We start from the raw sequence: 19,221 nt of genomic DNA, 5'->3' as shown, positions 1-19,221 counted from the left end.
CGGAGTGCCCCGGACCGGCCCGGACACCTCCGGCCTCAGGCCAGCTCGTGCATCCAGCCGTACGGGTCGGGGGCGGCCCCCGTCTGGAGGTCGAGGAGGGCCTTGCGGAGGCGGAGGGTGACCTCGCCCGGCTGCCCGTCGCCCTGGGTCCACTCGGCCGCGTTGGACTTGACCGCGCCGACGGGGGTGATCACCGCGGCGGTGCCGCAGGCGAAGACCTCGGTGAGGGCGCCGCTCTCGGTGTCGCGGCGCCAGTCCTTGGTGGAGATCCGGCCCTCCTCGGCGCTGTAGCCGAGGTCGCGGGCGAGGGTGAGCAGCGACGCACGGGTGACACCGGGCAGCAGCGAGCCGCTCAGCTCGGGGGTGACGATGCGGTCCCCGTACACGAAGTACAGGTTCATCCCGCCCATCTCCTCGACCCAGTTGTGCTCGACGGCGTCGAGCCACACCACCTCGTCGCAGCCCTTCGCCTCGGCCTCCTTCCGCGCGAGGAGCGAGGCCGCGTAGTTGGCACCGGCCTTCGCGGCTCCGATGCCGCCCTTGACGGCACGGACGTAGTCCTCGGAGAGCCAGACCGAGACGGGCTTGACCCCGCCCTGGAAGTAGGCACCCGCGGGCGACGCGATCACCATGAACAGGTACTCGCCGGCCGGCCGCACGCCGAGCCCGACCTCCGTGGCGAACATGAAGGGGCGCAGGTAGAGCGACTCCTCGCCGTGTGCCGGCACCCAGGCCCTGTCCTGCCTGACGAGGGTCTGGCAGGCCTCGATGAAGGTCTCGACGGGCAGCTCGGGCATGGCGAGCCGGCGGGCGGAGGTCTGGAAGCGTCTGGCGTTGCTCTCCGGGCGGAAGATGGCGACGCTCCCGTCGGGCCTGCGGTACGCCTTGAGGCCCTCGAAGACGGTCTGCGCGTAGTGCAGCGTCATGTTCGCCGGGTCGATGGAGAGCGGCGCGTACGGGACGAGTTCCGCGTCGTGCCAGCCGCGGCCCTCGGTCCAGCGGATGGTGACCATGTGGTCGGTGAAGTGCCGGCCGAATCCGGGGTCGGCCAGGATGGCGTCCCGTTCGGCCTCGGGCAGCGGGCGCGCGGAGGGCTTGAGCTCGATGGTGGGCGTCGGCATCGGCGACATGATCCTTGTCCTTCACTGTGATATGACGGCCGCGCTCTCGTCCGTACGTCCTGCGGTCCGGCACTCGACGTTCCGTGGGCGCCGGAGGGTGCCCGGGGACACGGGGAGGTACCGAGATAGTAGGACGTCCGAGCTTCCCTGCCTACCTGAGCCCCACGTTCGATATCTCACGTGCTGCCCTGGATAGGTGGTTTCGGCTTGCGGCCTGGGGCGGTGGCGGGCGCCCGGCGGCCGCATGAGGAAGCCGCCGGGGGCCCTGGGGCTCCGGCGGCTTCGGTGCTCCGCCGGTCAGGCGGATACTCGCGCGGCGAGGGCGTCGCCGATCTCGCCGGTGCCCCGGGTTCCGGTGCGCTCCGCCAGGTCGGCGGAGACGGCTTCCTCGATCCGCGCCGCCTCGGCGGGGTGGCCGAGGTGGCGCAGCAGGAGGGCGGCCGAGAGGACCGTCGCGGTGGGGTCGGCCTTGTCCTGGCCCGCGATGTCGGGCGCCGAGCCGTGCACGGGCTCGAACATGGAGGGGTGGTCGCGCTCCGGGTTGATGTTGCCGGACGCGGCCAGGCCGATGCCGCCGGTGATGGCCGCGGCGAGGTCCGTGAGGATGTCACCGAAGAGGTTGTCGGTGACGATGACGTCGAACCGCTCGGGCTGGCTGACGAAGAAGATCGTCGCGGCGTCGACGTGCAGGTAGTCGGTGGTGACCTCGGGGTACTCCCGGCCGACCCGGTCGAAGATGTTCTTCCACAGGTGGCCCGCGTGCACGAGGACGTTGTTCTTGTGCACCAGGGTCAGCTTGCGGCGCGGACGGGCCTGGGCCCGCGCGAAGGCGTCCCGCACGACCCGCTCGACGCCGAAGGCGGTGTTCACGCTGACCTCGGTGGCGACCTCGGCCGGGGTGCCGGTCCGCAGGCTGCCGCCGTTGCCCGTGTAGGGGCCCTCGGTGCCTTCCCGGACGACGACGAAGTCGATGTCGGGACGGCCGGCCAGCGGGGTCGAGGTGTTCGGGAAGAGCTTCGAGGGCCGGAGGTTCACGTAGTGCTCGAAGGCGAACCGGAGCTTGAGCAGCAGACCCCGCTCCAGGACCCCGGAGGGCACGGAGGGGTCGCCGACCGCGCCCAGCAGGATCGCGTCGTGCTGCCGCAGGGCTTCGAGCTCGGCGTCCGGCAGCGTCTCGCCGGTACGGTGCCACCGCTGGGCGCCGAGATCGTACTCGGTGGTCTCCAGCTTGACGTCCTGAGGGAGGGCGGCGCGCAGGACCTTGAGGCCCTGGGCCACGACCTCCGGGCCGATTCCGTCGCCGGGGATCACCGCGAGATTGATGGTGCGAGACATGGGGGGCACCCTACTCTCCGTCCCATTGATTGACATAGGCGTCCACTATATGGACTGAGTGCGCGTGCACTGCGGGCATGCGGACGCCTGTGTGTCGGGACGATGGCCGCGGGACCCACCCGGCGGCCCGGACCGGGGCGCCGGCGGCTCAGACGCCGTGGCCCCATGCGCCGCCGTTGTCCCGGCGGTCGAGGGCGCGCTGGAGGGCGGCGGCGGCCTTCTTGCGCTCGGCGTCACTGGTGCGGGTGGTACGGCGGACTCGGCGTGTGGTCGTCTCGGCCATGGCAGATCGGCTCCTTGGCATCCGGAAAGCGCGGACGAAGAGAACGAGAGATGCCGGAAGGGCGGGGAGCGCGCACCGCAGGGGTCACCTGCTTCGAGCACGGCTCACATCCGCATGCGCCGGATCTGGCGACACGTTCGGCTCTTACAAGTTAGGCGAGCACGCGGCGGCTGTCTGTAGAACTACTTGGACTTCCTACTATCTGAGACGGAGTTCACTCCCCCGGCGGGCGGGGCTGCCGCCCCGAGCAAACCGTGGGCCTCACCCCCGGCCCACTTAAGGGGCGCGGGGAACTGCGCGAGCAACCACCCACCCACAGGTGGTCCGGACACGACAGAACCAGCCCCCTCGGGACGGTGACGACCTGACGCCTTCGTCGTGGCCGGTCGCGCAGTTCCCCGCGCCCCTAGGTGGGCCGGGGCGCAGCCCCGCTTGATAAGGGGCGCGGGGAACTGCGCGAAGAACCACGATCCACAGGTGGTCCGGGGTGGCCCCCAGCCACCCCTCCGGGACGGTGGGCGCCCCGGACGCCGGGTCACCCCATGTGCGGGTACGTGTAGTCCGTCGGCGGAACGAGGTTCTCCTTGATCGCCCGGGTGAGCGTCCACCGCAGCAGGTTCTGCGGGGCGCCCGCCTTGTCGTCCGTGCCGGAGGCCCGCCCGCCGCCGAAGGGCTGCTGGCCGACGACGGCGCCGGTCGACTTGTCGTTGATGTAGAAGTTGCCGGCGGCGTACCGCAGCGCCTCGCGGGCGCGGGCCACGGCGGCGCGGTCGTTCGCGACGACCGAGCCGGTGAGGGCGTAGTCGGTGACCGACTCCATCTGGGCCAGCGTCGCGTCGAAGGCCGCCTCCGGGTCGCCGGTGGTGTCGTCGTAGACGTGCACCGCGAGGATCGGCCCGAAGTACTCCGTGGTGAAGACCTCGCTCTGAGGGTCCGTGCAGGTGATGACGGTGGGCCGGACGAAGTAGCCGACCGAGTCGTCGTACGTGCCGCCGGCGACCACCGTGCAGTTGGGGTCGGCCTTGGCGCGGTCGATGGCCGCCTTGTTCTTGGCGAAGGCCCGCTCGTCGATGAGGGCGCCGATGAAGTTCGACAGGTCGGTGACGTCGCCCATGGTGATGCCGTCGACCTCGGCCGCGAACTCCTCCTTGAAGCCGGTGTTCCAGATGGACGCCGGGATGTAGGCGCGGGAGGTCGCCGAGCACTTCTGGCCCTGGTACTCGAACGCACCGCGGGTCAGCGCCGTCTTCAGCACCGCGCGGTCCGCGCTCGGGTGGGCGACGAGGAAGTCCTTGCCGCCGGTCTCGCCGACGAGGCGCGGGTAGGTGCGGTACTTCTCGATGTTCTGGCCGACGGTCTTCCACAGGTACTGGAACGTCTTCGTCGAGCCGGTGAAGTGGACGCCCGCGAGGTCGCGGTGCTCCAGGGCGACCTCCGAGACGGCGGTGCCGTCGCCGGTCAGCAGGTTGATCACGCCCTTGGGCAGGCCCGCCTCCTCCAGCAGCCGCATCAGCAGCACGGCGGCGAGGGTCTGCGTGGGGGACGGCTTCCAGACGACGACGTTGCCCATCAGCGCCGGGGCCGTGGGCAGGTTGCCGGAGATCGCCGTGAAGTTGAAGGGCGTGATCGCGTAGACGAAGCCCTCCAGCGGGCGGTGGTCGAGCTGGTTCCACGAGCCCGGGGAGTTGGCCAGGGGCTGCTCGGCGAGCAGGTCCCGGGCGTACTTCACGTTGAAGCGCCAGAAGTCGATCAGCTCGCAGGGGGCGTCGATCTCGGCCTGCTGGACGGTCTTCGACTGGCCCAGCATGGTCGCGGCGGCGATCGTCTCGCGCCAGGGCCCGGCGAGCAGGTCGGCGGCGCGCAGGATGATCGCGGCTCGGTCGGCGAAGGAGGTGGCGCGCCAGCCGGGCGCGGCGGCCAGCGCGGCGTCGATGGCGTCCCGGGCGTCCTGCTGCGTGGCCTGGCGGGCGGTGCCGAGGACGGCCTCGTGGTGGTGCGGCTGGACGACCTCGAAGGGTTCGCCGCCACCCAGGCGCCGGGCGCCCCCGATGGTCATCGGCAGGTCGGTGGGGTTGTCCGCCAGCTCCTTGAGGGCGGCCTCGAGGCGGGTACGCTCCGGGGAGCCGGGTGCGTAGCCGCGCGGCGGCTCGTTGACCGGCGCGGGGACCTGGGTGAGGGCATCCATGGGTGCCGGATCTCCTTACGGTGAGTGGGTGGTCGGCGGGGGCGGGCGGGCCGGGAGCCGTCAGCCGCGGGTGGCCAGCGATCGCAGGAAGAACGCGAGGTTCGCCGGGCGCTCCGCGAGACGGCGCATGAAATATCCGTACCAGTCGGTGCCGAAGGCGACGTAGACGCGCATCCGGTGTCCCTGGGCGGCCAGCCGTGCGTGCTCCGCGGTCCGGATGCCGTAGAGCATCTGGAACTCGTAGTCGTCCGGCCCGCGGCCCGCGCGCTCCGCCAGCTCCCCCGCGATGGCCACGATCCGCGGGTCGTGGGAGCCGACCATCGGATAGCAGTCACCGGTCATGAGGATCTTCAGGCAGCGGATGTACGCCTTGTCGACCTCGGCCCTGTCCTGGTGGGCGACGGAGGGCGGCTCCTTGTAGGCGCCCTTCACCAGTCTCACTCGTGAGCCTGCCCGGGCGAGCTCGCGGCAGTCGTCCTCGCTGCGGAACAGGTACGACTGGATGACGGCGCCGGTGCGCGGGAAGGCGCGCAGCAGCTCGGAGTGGACGGCGAGCGTGGAGTCGGTGGTGGTGTGGTCCTCCATGTCCAACGTGACCGTGGTCCCGATGGCCGCGGCGGCCTCGGCGACCGCGGTGGCGTGCCGCAGCGCCAGGTCGTGGCCGCCGGGCAGGGCCTGGCCGAAAGCGGAGAGCTTCACGGACATCTCGGCCCGGGGCCCGAGCGCGAGCGGCGCCAGCGCGTCGACCAGCCGAAGGTAGGAGTCCCGGGCGCGGAGCGCGTCGGCCGGGTCGCTGACGTCCTCGCCGAGCACGTCCAGGGTGACGTCGAGGCCGCGGTCCGCCATGTCCTTGATCACCGGCAGGGTGCCCTCGACCGACTCCCCCGCTATGAACCGTCCCACGACGGGCCTGGTCATCGGGGTGGTGGTGAGGAACCGGCGGGTGCGCTCGCTGCGCGACGCGGCGAGGATCACGGGACCGAGCACGGGCACCTCCACGGGAGTCGTACCAACAGCGTGTGACCGACACCGTGTGTGCCGGTCACCGTGTCACCGTGTGTGGGTGACACCGGACGCGGCGGACACGCACCGGGTGGACACCCGGGTGTATCCGGCGATTCCTTGATTTTCCGGAGCAACCGGATGCAGTACGGAGAACCACCGTGAAAGTAAACGATCTCTCCGATCCTCCGCCATCGACAGGTGTCACGCATCCGTGGCCTGGATCTCAGACAGATGTCTGAAAGTCGGCTGGACAGAGCAGGCGGGCTCGGAGTCGCCCGCCTCACCGACGGGGCGGTCGCGCAGGAGTGGGAGGGGGGTCTAATGGGGGGCGTGAAAGGCGACTACCAGGATCTCGTCGACGAGATCTCCGTGCTGCTCGGCACTCCCGCGACGCTGGAGGACCGCGGCTTCGGGCTGATCGCCTACGGGGCGCAGGGCAGCGGCATCGACTTCGACGCCTCGTCGCTGGACCCCGTGCGCACCCGGTCGATCCTGACGCGCCGCTCCACGGCCGCGGTGCGCGACTGGTTCGAGGGTTTCGGCATCGCGCGCGCCACCGGCCCGGTGCGGATTCCGGCCGCCCCGGAGGCGGGCGTCAACCTGGCCCGCATCTGCCTGCCCGTGCGGCACCGCGGGACGGTCCTCGGCTACGTGTGGCTGCTCGACGCGGGCGACGGCGCCGGCCCCACCGAACAGCAGCTGTCCGCCGCGATGGAGGTGGCCGCCCGGATCGGGGCGCTCCTCGCCGACGAGGCGCAGGCGGGCGCGGACCTGACGAGGGAGTTCCGGACGGTGCTGAGCGCGGGACGCGCCCCGGGCGCGGGCGGCACCCAGGGCCCCGCCGACCCTGCCGCCGTCGCCACCGCGCTCGCCGCGCTCCGCACCGAGCTGGGCGCCGACGCGGACGGCCTGCACACCGTCGTCTGCGTGGCCCCGTGGCCCTCCGCCGAGCCGGACGACGCCCCGTCGCCGCACACGGTCCCCGGTGCCGCCGCGGTCTGCACGATGCCGTGGCGCGCGTCGAGCCAGAGCCTGGCGGTACTGATCCGGCTGCGCGCGACGGGCGTCCTCACCCCGGCCCTGTCGGCGGCGGACCGGTTGCGCCGCTCCCCCGCCGGGGCCCGCACCGCCGCCGGCCTCGCCGCGCCCCGCAGGGGCCTGGCCGAGCTGGCCGACTCCTGGTACGAGGCGCTGGCGGCGGCCCGCGCCGCGCTCGCGGAGGACCGGCTCGGGCCGGTCGCGCAGTGGTCCGCCATCGGTCCGTACCGCATGCTGACGGCCCTGCCCCCGCGGGCGTCCAGGGACCCCGTGGCCCAGGAGCTGCTGGCGCCCGCGCACCGCGAACTGGCCCGCACCGCCGAGGCGTTCCTGGACTGCGCCGGCCAGGCGGGCCGCACCGCGGCGCTGCTGGGCATCCACCGCCAGACCCTCTACTACCGCCTCTCCCGGGTGGAACAGCTCACCGGCCTCGACCTGGACGACGGCGAGGACCGGCTACTGCTGCACATGACGCTCAAAGGGGCGCGGCTGTAGCTCCGGGTGCGACGTTGTTCGGGCAGGGCGGGTGCGGCTTCATGCGCCGCCCGAGCCGGCGCCCTCCGTCCCCGCGTCCGCCCCGCTCGTGACGCCTGCGGCGATCCTGCGGAGCCCCTCCGCCAGGTGGTCGGCGTTCGTCGCGGAGTCGGGGTCGAAGAGCCACTGGACCATCAGGCCGTTGAGCAGCGTCTGGTAGAAGCGGCCCTCCGACTCGACGGTCTCCTTGTCGAGATCGGCCTCCGGGACACCGCTGAACAGCGGCACCAGTCCCGCCCGGCCCTCCCCCTGCGCCTCGATCAGGAGCCGCCTGACCTCCGCGAGCTGTTCGCCGTGGAGGATGAACTCGAAGGTGAGCATCCAGATGGCGCGGGAGTCGGGGAAGGACCGGAGGATGTTCGCCCAGCTCTCCCTGAAGCGTTCCAGCGAGCCCGGGGGCGCCTTGCTCGACGCGGGGCCGGGACCGGAGAAGCCGTCCCCCAGGCCCTCGATCAGCGAGATGTAGGCCCGCGCGAGGAGCGCGTCCTTCGAGCCGTAGTGGTAGCCGATCGAGGCGAGATTGGTCCCGGACTCCTTGACGACATCCCGTGCCGTGGTGCGCACGAACCCCTTCGCGAGCAGGCAGCGCTTCGCGCCCTCCAGCAGATCCTCACGGTGTCCCATGCGCGCACCTTACGCCAGTCCGTACAAGCGTCCCATACGGGCGTCCCACACGCTCGTCTTATACAGTCGTCATAGACGTGCGTTTAAGACGCCTGTACATTCCCCGGCATGACTCACTCCGACGCGCCGTCAGGCGCCTCCCGATCGACCGGCACGCACGCCGCCGCGGACCTCGCCTCGCCCCCCGCCGTGGACCCGGCCGCGGACCTCACCTCACCCCCTGCCGCGGGCCGGGGCGCACCTGACGCACCCGGGCCCGGTCCCCGTGCGGGCCGGCGCGAGTGGACCGCCCTGTGCGTCCTGATGCTTCCGCTGCTGCTGGTCTCCATGGACGTCTCGGTGCTGTACTTCGCCATCCCGGCGATCGGCGCCGATCTCCACCCGACCGGCACCCAGCAGCTGTGGGTCTTCGACGTCTACGGCTTCGTGCTCGCCGGCCTGCTGATGACGATGGGCTCCCTCGGCGACCGCATAGGCCGCCGCAGACTCCTGCTGCTCGGCGCCGCCGCCTTCGGCGGGGCATCGCTGGCCGCGGCCTACGCGAACAGCGCGGAGACCCTGATCGCCGCCCGCGCGGTGCTCGGCCTCGGCGGTGCCACCCTGATGCCGTCGACGATGGCGCTGGTGCGCGAGATGTTCCGGGACGCGGGCGAGCGGGCCCGGGCCATCGGCATCTGGTCCGGCGTGATGACCGGTGGCATCGCGCTCGGCTCGGTGCTCAGCGGCCTGCTGGTCGAGCACTTCTGGTGGGGCTCGGTCTTCCTGGTCAACCTGCCCGTGATGGTGCTGCTGCTGGTGCTCGCGCCCGTCCTGCTCCCGGAGTCGCGGAGCCCCCGCAAGGAGCGCTTCGACCTGCTGAGCGTGCCGCTGTCGATGGCCGCGGTGCTGCCCCTCGTCTACGGCCTGAAGGAGATCCCCTCAGAGGGCTTCCACCCGCTGTACGTTCTCTCGCTCGCCGTCGGCGTAATCTTCGCCGTGCTCTTCGTCCGCCGCCAGCGCACCGCCACCGCCCCGCTGGTCTCTCCCGTGCTCTTCCGCGGCCGCGGCTTCGGCCCCGCGGTGGTGCTGAACCTCGTGGCGTCGTTCGCCATGATGGGCTCGGCGCTGTTCACCACCCAGTACCTGCAGTCCGTGCTGGGCAAGAGCGCCATCGAGGCGGCGCTCTGGGCGCTGCTGCCGTCGGTCCTGATCGGTGTCGCGGCGCCGGCCGCCACGGCGCTGGTGCAGCGCGGGGTCTCCCGGGCCGGGGTGGTGGCCGCCGGCTTCGTGGTCGCCGCGGGCGGCTACGGCCTGCTGGCGCTGGCCGGCACCCACTCGCTGTGGACGGTGCTCGCCGGGGCGGGCGTCCTCGCCTCCGGCATCGTGACGGTGATGTCCCAGCTGACCGACCTGGCGCTGGCTTCGGCGCCCGTGGAGCGGGCCGGCTCGGCGTCGTCGCTGATGGAGACGGGCCAGGAGTTCGGCGGCGCCCTCGGCATGGCGGTCCTCGGATCCATCGGCACCGCTGTCTACCGCCATCGGATGCCCGCCGGCGCGCCCGCCGCGGCCCGCGAGACCCTGGGCGGCGCGCTCGCCGCCGCGGGCCGGCTTCCGGGGCGGGCCGGTGCGGAAGTGGTGGCGGCGGCACGGGATGCCTTCACGGCCGGCATGCACGCGGCCGCGCTCGCCGCCGTGGTGCTGCTCGTCGCGGCGGCGGTCTACGCGGTTCGCAAGACGGGGCTGCGCCCCGGCCCAGCCAGGGGCGCGAGCAACCACCCGCCTGCCGCAGGTCCGGACACGGCAGAGACAGCCCCCTCGGGACGGTGACGACGTGCCGTCCCCCACTGCCTGAACCGCGTGGGAGGTGCCCCCAGCCGTTCCCCGCGCCCCTTTCGGGGCAGCGGGGCGCAGCCCCGCAATGCGTCAGGCGACCAGGTTCACCGAGCGTGCCGACTCGGCGCCGATCTCCGACGCGACCTCCGCGAGCACGGCCTGCGGGACCGTGCCGTCGACGGTGAGCACCGTGAGGGCCTCGCCGCCGGCCACCGCACGGGACACCTGCATCCCGGCGATGTTGATCCCGGCCTCGCCGAGCACCCGGCCGACCGTGCCGACGACGCCGGGGCGGTCGTCGTAGCCCAGCACGACCATGTGGTCGGCGAGCGCGAGGTCGACGGTGTACTCGCCGATGGCGACGATCTTCTGGTGGTTCTTGGGGCCGGCGAGCGTGCCGGAGACCGAGATCTCCTGGCCGTCGCCCATGGTGCCGCGGACGGTGACGACGTTGCGGTGGTCGGTCGACTCGCTGCTGGTGGTCAGCCGCACCTCGACGCCGCGCTCCTGGGCGAACAGGGGGGCGTTGACGTAGGACACGGTCTCGTCGATGACGTCCTCGAAGACGCCCTTGAGGGCGGAGAGCTCCAGGACCTTGACGTCGTGCTGGGTGATGTCGCCGTAGACCTCGACGTCGAGCCGGACGGCGACCTCGCCCGCGAGGGCGGTGAAGATCCGGCCGAGCTTCTCGGCGAGCGGCAGGACCGGCTTGACGTCCTCGGCGATCACGCCGCCCTGGACGTTCACCGCGTCGGGGACCAGCTCGCCGGCGAGCGCGAGGCGGACGGACTTGGCGACGGCGATGCCGGCCTTCTCCTGGGCCTCGTCGGTGGAGGCGCCGAGGTGCGGGGTGGCCACGACCTGGTCGAACTGGAAGAGCGGGGAGTCCGTGCACGGCTCCTTGGCGTAGACGTCGAGGCCGGCGCCGGCGACCCGGCCCTCCTTGAGCGCCGAGTACAGCGCCTCCTCGTCGACGATCCCGCCGCGGGCGGCGTTCACGATGCGTACCGAGGGCTTGACCTTGTGCAGCGCCTCGTCGTCGATCAGGCCCAGCGTCTCGGGGGTCTTCGGGAGGTGCACGGTGATGAAGTCGGAGACCTGGAGCAGCTCGTCCAGGGAGAGCACCTTGACGCCCATCTGGGCGGCCCGCGCCGGCTGCACGTACGGGTCGTACGCGACGACCTTCATGCCGAAGGCGGTCATGCGCTGCGCGACCAGCGCGCCGATCCGGCCGAGGCCCACCACGCCGAGGGTCTTCTCGGCGAGCTCGACACCGGTGTACTTCGACCGCTTCCACTCGCCGTTCTTCAGCGCGGCGTTGGCCTGCGGGATGTTGCGCGCGCTGGCGATGATCAGGCCGCAGGCCAGCTCGGCGGCGGTGACGATGTTCGACGTGGGGGCGTTGACGACCATGACGCCGGCCTTGGTGGCGGCGGCGACGTCGACGTTGTCGAGGCCGACGCCGGCGCGGGCGACGACCTTGAGCTTGCGTGCGGCGGCCACGGCTTCGGCGTCGACCTTGGTCGCGGAGCGGATCAGTATGGCGTCGACGTCGGCGATGGCCGGGAGCAGTTCGGCTCGGTCCGCTCCGTTGCAGTGCCTGATCTCGAAGTCGGGGCCCAACGCGTCGACGGTGGCGGGTGACAGCTCTTCGGCGATGAGTACGACGGGTTTCTGCGACGCTGTGCTCACGTGAGTCCTCACAAGTCCCTTGCGGGCGGCCCGTCCCGAGGCCGCATGCGGTGGAGGGTGCTAGCCGCGTGGAAGACGCACGACGCTGTGGGCCCGACGCGTATGTGCTCAGCAAGTGTAGTGGCGGATGTGCTTGGCGTAATCCGGTCGACGAAAAGATCACCCGTCCGTGCCGGACGGGCGGAACGACGCTGTCCTGGCGATCCTGGGGCCCCCGGCCGGGGCCGCCCGCGCGGGGATGCCCGATGAACGGGACCGGCCCGGACGGCGGCACCCGGGCGCGAATGGCGCGGCCGGGCAGCGGCACCCGGGCGCGCGTATGACGCGGGGGCCGCCCCCGTCTCGGGAGCGGCCCCCGTGCCGGCGGCTCAGGCCTCTTCGTCGACCCAGCTCATCAGCTTGCGCAGCTTCTTGCCCGTGGTCTCCAGGAGGTGCTCCGAGTCGGCCTTCTTGTACTCGTTGTAGCGGGGCAGACCGGACTCGTACTCCTTCATCCAGTTGTTGGCGAAGGTGCCGTCCTGGATCTCGCCGAGGATCTTCTTCATCTCGGCCTTGGTGCCGTCGTTGATCAGGCGCGGACCGGAGACGTAGTTGCCCCACTCGGCGGTCTCCGAGATCGACCAGAGCATCTTCTCCAGGCCGCCCTCGTACATGAGGTCCACGATCAGCTTGAGCTCGTGGAAGCACTCGAAGTACGCGATCTCCGGCTGGTAGCCCGCCTCGACCAGCGTCTCGAAGCCCGCCTTGACCAGCGAGGTGATCGAGCCGCAGAGCACGGTCTGCTCACCGAACAGGTCGGTCTCGGTCTCCTCGGTGAAGGTGGTCTTGATGACGCCGGCGCGGGTGCCCCCGATGCCCTTGGAGTAGGACAGGGCCAGCTCGAAGGCCTTGCCGCTGGCGTCCTGCTCGACGGCCGCGATACACGGAACGCCGCGGCCCTCCTCGTACTGGCGGCGCACCAGGTGGCCGGGGCCCTTGGGGGCGACCATGCAGACGTCGACACCCGCGGGAGGCTTGATGAGGCCGTAGCGGATGTTGAAGCCGTGGCCGAAGAACAGCGCGTCGCCGTCCTTCAGGTTGGCCGCGATGGACTCCTCGTAGACGCGGCCCTGGATCGGGTCCGGAACGAGGACCATGATCACGTCCGCCTCGGCGGCGGCCTCGGCGGGGGTGACCACCCGAAGGCCCTGCTCCTCGGCCTTCGCCTTGGACTTCGAGCCCTCGTGCAGGCCCACGCGGACATCGACACCAGAGTCGCGCAGCGACAGGGCGTGAGCGTGGCCCTGGCTTCCGTAACCGATGACCGCGACCTTGCGGTTCTGGATGATGGACAGGTCGGCGTCGTCGTCGTAGAACAGCTCGGCCACTGGGTCTCCTTGTTTGTACTGGTGTTGCTGCGTCCCACCGTACGGGGGCGCGGAGGGGAAGGTTCCACGGTCTCGGATGCCGGGATCAGGGAACCTGACGGGAGCGGGGAGCCAGTTCGGCTTCCCCTTTTGCTATGAAATTTCTCTGCTTTGTTCTCTGCGTTGTTCTCTGGACGTTCTCGGGATCCGTTGTGCGGCTCCCTCTGTGTCCTACGAGCCCCGGGGGTGCGGGGTTCACGGCCCGGGAGGGGCCGGCCGTTCGGCCGGGCTCCCGGGCCCCGCGTGCGCCGCCGTGTGCCTAGGCGCTGCGGTCCAGCGCTCTGAGGCTGCGGTCAGTGATGGAGCGGGCACCGCGTCCGATGGCGATGGTGCCGGACTGCACGAGTTCCTTGATACCGAACGGCTCCAGCATCTTCAGCATCGCCTCCAGCTTGTCGCTGGATCCGGTGGCCTCCACCGTGACGGCCTCCGGGGAGACGTCGACGGTCTTGGCGCGGAAGAGCTGGACGATCTCCACGATCTGGGAGCGCGTCTCGTTGTCGGCGCGCACCTTCACGAGGACGAGCTCGCGCTGGACGGCGCTGCCCGGTTCCAGTTCGACGATCTTCAGGACGTTGACGAGCTTGTTGAGCTGTTTGGTGACCTGTTCGAGCGGCAGGTCCTCCACGGTGACCACGATGGTGATGCGGGAGATGTCGGGGTGCTCGGTGGTGCCGACGGCCAGCGAGTCGATGTTGAAGCCGCGGCGGGAGAACAGGGCGGCGATCCTGGCGAGGATGCCGGGGGTGTTCTCGACCAGGACGGAGAGCGTGTGCTTGGACATGTCGCTATCTCTTCTTTCGCTCTTGCGTCTCGGCCGGTTCAGTCTTCCTGGAGGTCGCCGAAGTCGGGGCGGACGCCCCGGGCGGCCATGACCTCGTCGTTGGAGGTGCCTGCGGCGACCATCGGCCACACCATGGCGTCCTCGTGGACGATGAAGTCGACCACGACGGGGCGGTCGGTGATGGCGTTGGCCTCCTCGATCACCTTGTCCAGGTCGTCCGGCGACTCGCAGCGCATCGCGACGCAGCCCATGGCCTCCGCGAGCTTCACGAAGTCGGGGACGCGCGTGCCGCCGCTGGACTCACCGCCCGCCGGGGCACCGTCCTTCTTGCCGCCGTGCAGGGCGCTGTGGGAGTAGCGCTGGTTGTAGAACAGCGTCTGCCACTGGCGGATCATCCCCAGGGCGCCGTTGTTGATGATGGCGACCTTGATCGGGATGTTGTTCAGGGCGCAGGTGGTCAGCTCCTGGTTGGTCATCTGGAAGCAGCCGTCGCCGTCGATCGCCCAGACGGTGCGGTCGGGGCGGCCGGCCTGGGCGCCCATCGCGGCCGGCACCGCGTAGCCCATCGTCCCGGCGCCGCCGGAGTTGAGCCAGGTCGCGGGCTTGTCGTAGTCGATGAAGTGCGCCGCCCACATCTGGTGCTGGCCGACGCCCGCGGCGAAGATCGTGCCCTCCGGGGCGAGCTGGCCGATGCGCTCGATGACCTGCTGCGGTGCGAGGCTGCCGTCGGCGGGGTGGTCGTAGCCGAGCGGGTAGGTCTCGCGCCAGCGGTTGAGGTCGCGCCACCAGCCGGCGTACTTCGAGACGGCCGCCTCGCCGGCGCCGCCCTCGCTGTGCTCGCGCTGGACCGCCTGCACCAGGTCGGCGAGCACCTCGCGCGCGTCACCGACGATCGGCACGTCGGCGGCGCGGTTCTTACCGATCTCCGCCGGGTCGACGTCGGCGTGGACGATCTTGGCGTGCGGGGCGAAGCTGTCCAGCTTGCCGGTGACGCGGTCGTCGAACCGGGCGCCGAGGGCGATGATCAGGTCGGCCTTCTGGAGCGCGGTGACGGCGGTGACCGCGCCGTGCATGCCGGGCATGCCGACGTGCTGCGGGTGGCTGTCGGGGAAGGCTCCGAGCGCCATCAGGGTGGTGGTGACGGGCGCGCCGGTGAGCTCGGCGAGGATCTTCAGCTCGGCGGTGGCACGGGCCTTCAGCACGCCGCCGCCGACGTACAGGACGGGCCGCCTGGCCTGGGCGATCAGCTTGGCGGCCTCGCGGATCTGCTTGGCGTGCGGCTTGGTCACCGGGCGGTAGCCGGGCAGGTCCAGGGTGGGCGGCCAGCTGAAGGTGGTGCGGGCCTGGAGGGCGTCCTTGGCGATGTCGACCAGGACGGGCCCCGGGCGCCCCGTGGAGGCGATGTGGAAGGCCTCGGCGATGGTCCTGGAGATGTCGTCGGGGTTCTTGACGAGGAAGTTGTGCTTGGTGATCGGCATGGAGATGCCGACGATGTCGGCCTCCTGGAAGCCGTCCGTGCCGATCAGGTTGGTGGCGACCTGGCCGGTGATCGCGACCACCGGCACCGAGTCGAGATGGGCGTCCGCGAGGGGGGTCACCAGGTTGGTGGCGCCGGGGCCCGAGGTGGCCATGCAGACGCCGACCCTGCCGGTGGCCTGCGCGTAGCCGGTGGCCGCGTGGCCGGCGCCCTGCTCGTGCCGGACCAGGACGTGGCGGACCCGGGAGGAGTCCATCAGGGGGTCGTACGCCGGGAGGATCGCACCGCCGGGGATTCCGAATACCGTGTCGGCCCCGACCTCCTCGAGCGAGCGGATGAGGGCCTGCGCGCCCGTCACGTGCTCGACGGGTGTGCCGGGCTGCGGGGTGGAACGGGGCCGCGGCTGCGGATGATGGGCCCCGGGGGCCTGCTCGGTCATCGGCATTCTCTTCTCGATGCTGAGGTTTCGGTGCGTGGGTCGTGCGGTGCGAGGGCTGTCGAAAGGGGAGAGAGCGGGCGCCGCGGCCGGATCCGTGCCGGCCGGGGCGCCGGTGCAACAAAAAACCCCTCGTGCCGTGAGGCAAGCGAGGGGAGCGCGCCGGGTGGTGGTCGCTGGAGGGTCCTACTGACCGCGGTCCAGCTCAGCCGACGCGCTGTCCAAGTACGAGGATTCGGGTGCGCATGGCATGACCTTCCCCCCGCCGCGCTCTGACTGTCAAGGTGGTGGGACAGGCGTCTCATTATGTGAACGGCTGGCCGCGTGCCCCGTGAGGGCTCCCGCGGAGCCTCCGGTGAGCACCGCCTCGACGGCGCCGCCGGGCACCGGGAAGTGGCCGACGGTCAGTGTCCTGCGCAGACGATACTCGTCCAGCGGGCCGGAGAAGACCTGGCCCTGCCCGTGGGTGCAGCCCATCTCGCGCAGCGCGGCGGCCTGCTCGGGGCGGTCGACGCCGTCCGCGACGGAGTCCAGGCCCAGGTCGGACGCGATCCGCAGCAGGCCACTGGTGATCTTGTGCAGCCGGGCGGAGTCGGCGACGCCCTCGACGAGCGCCTTGTCGAGCTTCAGGCAGTCGACGGGGAGCTTGCGGAGGCTGTTGAAGGCCGCGTAGCCGGTGCCGAAGCCGTCCAGCGAGATCCGTACGCCGTGCCGGCGCAGGGCCGACAGGCGGCGCTCCAGCTCGTCCAGCGGGGCGTGCGGGTCGCTGCCGGCCAGCTCGACGACGAGGGCGCCGGAGGGCAGCCCGTAGCGGGTGAGCAGTGCCTCGATGGAGCCCGCGGGCAGGGAGCGGTCCAGCAGGCGGCGGGCGGTCGTCCTCACCACGACGGGCAGGACGTGACCGGCGCGGGCCCGCTCGGCGGCCTGCTCCACGGCCGCCTCCATCGTCCGGCGGCCCAGCTCCGCGGCGTGCTCCGGGTCGTCGCCCCGGAGCAGTTCGCCGGGGGCGTAGAGGGCGCCCTGGGCGGTGCGCCAGCGGACGTGTGCGGCGACGGAGGCGACGCGGCCGGTGTTCAGGCAGACCACGGGCTCGTGCAGCAGGGCGAAGTCGTCCTCGTGCGCGGCCGGCCGGCGGCGGCCCGTGAACGGGGCGGTGCGCACCACGTCGGCGCGTACCTGGGCGTCGGCCCGCATGTGCGGCGCGTACAGCTCGACGCGGGCCTTGCCGCCGGCCTTGGCGCGGTACATCGCGAGGTCGGCGTTGCGCAGCAGCTCGCCGGCGGACATGCCGGGCTCGGCGAAGGCGCAGCCGATGGAGGCGCCCACCCGGACGTCGTGCCCGTCGATGGTGTACGGCCGGGACAGGGCGGCCCTCAGCCGGTCCGCCAGCTCGTAGATGTGCTGCTCGCGGGCGGTGTGGCCGACGCTGCCGTCGCCGACGACCAGGGCGGCGAACTCGTCGCCGCCGAGCCGGGCCGCGGTGTCCGACTGGCGCACCGCGTCCTGGAGCCTGCGGGCCGCCTGGACCAGCAGCTCGTCGCCCGCCTGGTGGCCGATGGTGTCGTTGACGCCCTTGAAGCCGTCCAGGTCGATGAAGAGCACTGCCGTGCCGCGGTCGGTGGTGCGCCGGCCGCTGAGCGCGAGGCTGACACGGCGGGTGAACAGCACGCGGTTGGGCAGGTCGGTGAGCGGGTCGTGCTCGGCGTTGTGCTGGAGCTGCGCCTGGAGGCGTACGCGCTCGGTGACGTCGCGGCTGTTGAGGATCAGGCCGCCCTCGTGGCGGTTGATCGTGGACTCGACGTTGAGCCACTGGCCGTCGCCCGACCTGAAGCGGCACTCGATGCGGCTGGTGGGCTCCTGGGAGGGGCTCGCGGCGCGGAACCGGCGCACCTCGTGGAGTACGGCGCCCAGGTCCTCGGGGTGGATCAGCGCGGAGAGCTTGGAGCCGACGAGTTCGGCGGCGTCGCGGCCGTAGACGCCCGCGGCTGCGGGGCTGACGTACTGGAGCACGCCGTCCGGCGCCGCGATCATGATGACGTCGCTGGAGCCCTGGACCAGGGAGCGGAAGTGGTTCTCCTGCTGGGCCAGCTCGCGGGCGAGGGCCATGTTCTCCAGGAGCATGATGCCCTGGCGGACGATCAGGACGAGCACGACGGTGCAGGCCGTGAAGAGCACCACGCGGTCGACGCTGCGGTTGTCGAGGACGTTGCACAGGATGCCGAGGGTGCACACGGCCGCCGCCAGATAGGGCGTCAGGGCGGCCAGGGAGCCCGTCGTGGGGCGGCTGACGGGGTACCGCTCGTGCTCGGTGGCCGCCCGGCCGGGTGCCCCGCGCAGGGTGACCGGATCGGGGCCGCCCGCGGCCGGGGTGGCCGCGCCGTCGTGGCGGTCGCCGGCCTTGCGGGGCGCGGGCACGGCCGCGGCGGGCGCGGGCGCGGTGGCCGACGGCTTCCGCCCGCGGGCCGTGCCCGCCCAGGGGGCGTACGCGAGCAGCAGCGAGCCCGCGAACCAGCCGGCGTCCAGGAACTGGCCGGAGCGGTAGGTCTCGTGCAGCAGGGGCGAGGTGAAGAGCGCGTCGGAGAGCACGGTGAGCGCGAGGGCTCCGATCGCGGTGTTCACCGCCGTGCGGTTGACGGAGGCGCGCCTGAAGTGCAGGACGAGCACCATGCTGATCAGGACGATGTCCAGCAGCGGGTAGGCGAGCGAGAGGGCGACGTGCTCGACGCTCTGCCTGGGCACGCGGGCCGTGCGGGCGAGCGCGAGGCTCCAGGAGAGGGTCAGCAGCGAGCCGCCGATCAGCCCGGCGTCCAGCGCGAGGCAGGCCCAGCCGGCCTTCGTGTTGGGGCGTTTGGCTAGCACCAGGAGGCCGATGATGGCGGGCGGCGCGAAGCACAGGAAGAACAGGTCCGCGCAGCTCGGGGTGGGTACCGCGCGGTCCAGCACGACTTCGTACCAGCCCCATACGCCGTTGCCGATCGCCGCCATCAGGGACGAGAGCGCGAACAGCAGCCAGGCCGGCCGCAGCCCGCTGCTGCGGCTGCGTGCGTAGAGCAGGCAGGAGACCGCGGCCGTGAGGGCCGCGATGCTGAGCCCGAAGTCGCCCATGACGAGGGCGATCCACTTCGTGCCCCAGCCCAGGGCGGCGCCGATGGCGTAACCGCCGCAGGCCAGGACCAGAATGCACTGCGGAAACAGGCCGCATCCGCTGGGGAACGGCCGCCGCGCCAGGAGCACCGGGGTGCTCACCGGTCCGCTCCCGCCCGGACGGCGTGCTCCGAGGGGCCGCCGGGACGGGCCGGATGGCCGGCCCGCGGCTGCCCGGCCGGCCGCGCCCCGCGGCCGGCAGGCGGTGCGTCCGTGCGGTGGGACGCGCCGCTCGGTATGCGCGTCACCGGTCGCCGGGGTTCCAGTCGGCGGCTTCGCCGCTGCGGATTGATTGTCCATTGGCCGTGCATCGCCCGTCGCCCCCCTCGCAGGTCATCGGGGCCT

Annotated in this window: 13 protein-coding genes; 2 read left to right on the top strand and 11 right to left on the bottom strand. The window is 71.9% G+C overall.

From position 1 onward, the window contains the following. Positions 1 to 35: 35 nt before the first annotated feature. The 5 genes from Sm713_RS08810 to Sm713_RS08795 all read right to left on the bottom strand — a co-directional run bounded on the left by Sm713_RS08810 (position 36) and on the right by Sm713_RS08795 (position 5,911). The gene (locus tag Sm713_RS08810; RefSeq protein ID WP_212909090.1) at positions 36 to 1,121 is read right to left on the bottom strand and encodes a branched-chain amino acid aminotransferase; all 1,086 of its coding nucleotides are present in this window, start codon (positions 1,119 to 1,121) and stop codon (positions 36 to 38) included. A 297-nt stretch (positions 1,122 to 1,418) separates the two neighbouring features. Further along, positions 1,419 to 2,456, bottom strand: coding sequence for a 3-isopropylmalate dehydrogenase (locus Sm713_RS08805; RefSeq protein ID WP_212909089.1), 1,038 nt, complete (start codon positions 2,454 to 2,456; stop codon positions 1,419 to 1,421). Positions 2,457 to 2,604: 148 nt separating this feature from the next. Next, positions 2,605 to 2,739 (bottom strand): hypothetical protein, encoded by a 135-nt coding sequence (locus tag Sm713_RS41175; RefSeq protein ID WP_283249769.1) that lies wholly within the window; start codon positions 2,737 to 2,739, stop codon positions 2,605 to 2,607. Positions 2,740 to 3,274: 535 nt separating this feature from the next. Then, the gene (pruA, locus tag Sm713_RS08800) at positions 3,275 to 4,924 is read right to left on the bottom strand and encodes an L-glutamate gamma-semialdehyde dehydrogenase (RefSeq protein WP_212909088.1); all 1,650 of its coding nucleotides are present in this window, start codon (positions 4,922 to 4,924) and stop codon (positions 3,275 to 3,277) included. Positions 4,925 to 4,984: 60 nt separating this feature from the next. Then, positions 4,985 to 5,911, bottom strand: coding sequence for a proline dehydrogenase family protein (locus Sm713_RS08795; protein ID WP_212909087.1), 927 nt, complete (start codon positions 5,909 to 5,911; stop codon positions 4,985 to 4,987). Positions 5,912 to 6,250: 339 nt separating this feature from the next. On the opposite strand from Sm713_RS08795, the gene Sm713_RS08790 reads away from it, so the two are divergent. Further along, on the top strand, positions 6,251 to 7,462 hold the full coding sequence (locus tag Sm713_RS08790; protein ID WP_212909086.1) for a CdaR family transcriptional regulator: 1,212 nt from the start codon (positions 6,251 to 6,253) through the stop codon (positions 7,460 to 7,462). A 39-nt stretch (positions 7,463 to 7,501) separates the two neighbouring features. Here Sm713_RS08790 and Sm713_RS08785 read toward each other — a convergent pair whose 3' ends face one another. Further along, positions 7,502 to 8,125, bottom strand: coding sequence for a TetR/AcrR family transcriptional regulator (locus Sm713_RS08785; RefSeq protein ID WP_212909085.1), 624 nt, complete (start codon positions 8,123 to 8,125; stop codon positions 7,502 to 7,504). Between the two features lie 303 nt (positions 8,126 to 8,428). Here Sm713_RS08785 and Sm713_RS08780 point away from each other — a divergent pair, with 303 nt between their 5' ends. Continuing rightward, positions 8,429 to 9,931 carry an MFS transporter gene (locus tag Sm713_RS08780; protein WP_212911879.1) on the top strand — a complete coding sequence of 501 codons (1,503 nt, stop codon included), beginning with the start codon at positions 8,429 to 8,431 and terminating at the stop codon, positions 9,929 to 9,931. Between the two features lie 96 nt (positions 9,932 to 10,027). On the opposite strand, the gene serA is transcribed toward Sm713_RS08780, so the two are convergent. The 5 genes from serA to Sm713_RS08755 all read right to left on the bottom strand — a co-directional run bounded on the left by serA (position 10,028) and on the right by Sm713_RS08755 (position 18,978). Continuing rightward, positions 10,028 to 11,629 (bottom strand): phosphoglycerate dehydrogenase, encoded by a 1,602-nt coding sequence (serA, locus tag Sm713_RS08775; RefSeq protein WP_212909084.1) that lies wholly within the window; start codon positions 11,627 to 11,629, stop codon positions 10,028 to 10,030. 368 nt (positions 11,630 to 11,997) lie between these two features. Next, positions 11,998 to 12,996 (bottom strand): ketol-acid reductoisomerase, encoded by a 999-nt coding sequence (gene ilvC, locus Sm713_RS08770; protein WP_212909083.1) that lies wholly within the window; start codon positions 12,994 to 12,996, stop codon positions 11,998 to 12,000. A gap of 298 nt (positions 12,997 to 13,294) precedes the next feature. Next, the gene (ilvN, locus tag Sm713_RS08765; RefSeq protein WP_212909082.1) at positions 13,295 to 13,819 is read right to left on the bottom strand and encodes an acetolactate synthase small subunit; all 525 of its coding nucleotides are present in this window, start codon (positions 13,817 to 13,819) and stop codon (positions 13,295 to 13,297) included. A 38-nt stretch (positions 13,820 to 13,857) separates the two neighbouring features. Beyond that, positions 13,858 to 15,741, bottom strand: coding sequence for an acetolactate synthase large subunit (locus tag Sm713_RS08760; protein WP_212909081.1), 1,884 nt, complete (start codon positions 15,739 to 15,741; stop codon positions 13,858 to 13,860). Positions 15,742 to 16,011: 270 nt separating this feature from the next. Beyond that, complete coding sequence (locus Sm713_RS08755; RefSeq protein WP_249416177.1) at positions 16,012 to 18,978, bottom strand: bifunctional diguanylate cyclase/phosphodiesterase; 2,967 nt, start codon at positions 18,976 to 18,978, stop codon at positions 16,012 to 16,014. Positions 18,979 to 19,221: the final 243 nt, after the last annotated feature.

This window comes from Streptomyces sp. TS71-3 (assembly GCF_018327685.1).
Classification (GTDB): domain Bacteria; phylum Actinomycetota; class Actinomycetes; order Streptomycetales; family Streptomycetaceae; genus Streptomyces.
The sequence above is the reverse complement of the archived record's forward strand: the minus strand, read 5'-3'. Positions and strand labels throughout refer to the sequence as shown.

Coding starts and splice junctions, on each gene's coding strand:
- Sm713_RS08810 (WP_212909090.1), bottom strand. CDS start 1,121: ATGCCGACGCCCACCATCGAGCTCAAGCCCTCCGCGCGCCCGCTGCCC.
- Sm713_RS08805 (WP_212909089.1), bottom strand. CDS start 2,456: ATGTCTCGCACCATCAATCTCGCGGTGATCCCCGGCGACGGAATCGGC.
- Sm713_RS41175 (WP_283249769.1), bottom strand. CDS start 2,739: ATGGCCGAGACGACCACACGCCGAGTCCGCCGTACCACCCGCACCAGT.
- pruA (WP_212909088.1), bottom strand. CDS start 4,924: ATGGATGCCCTCACCCAGGTCCCCGCGCCGGTCAACGAGCCGCCGCGC.
- Sm713_RS08790 (WP_212909086.1), top strand. CDS start 6,251: ATGGGGGGCGTGAAAGGCGACTACCAGGATCTCGTCGACGAGATCTCC.
- Sm713_RS08785 (WP_212909085.1), bottom strand. CDS start 8,125: ATGGGACACCGTGAGGATCTGCTGGAGGGCGCGAAGCGCTGCCTGCTC.
- Sm713_RS08780 (WP_212911879.1), top strand. CDS start 8,429: ATGCTTCCGCTGCTGCTGGTCTCCATGGACGTCTCGGTGCTGTACTTC.
- ilvN (WP_212909082.1), bottom strand. CDS start 13,819: ATGTCCAAGCACACGCTCTCCGTCCTGGTCGAGAACACCCCCGGCATC.
- Sm713_RS08760 (WP_212909081.1), bottom strand. CDS start 15,741: ATGCCGATGACCGAGCAGGCCCCCGGGGCCCATCATCCGCAGCCGCGG.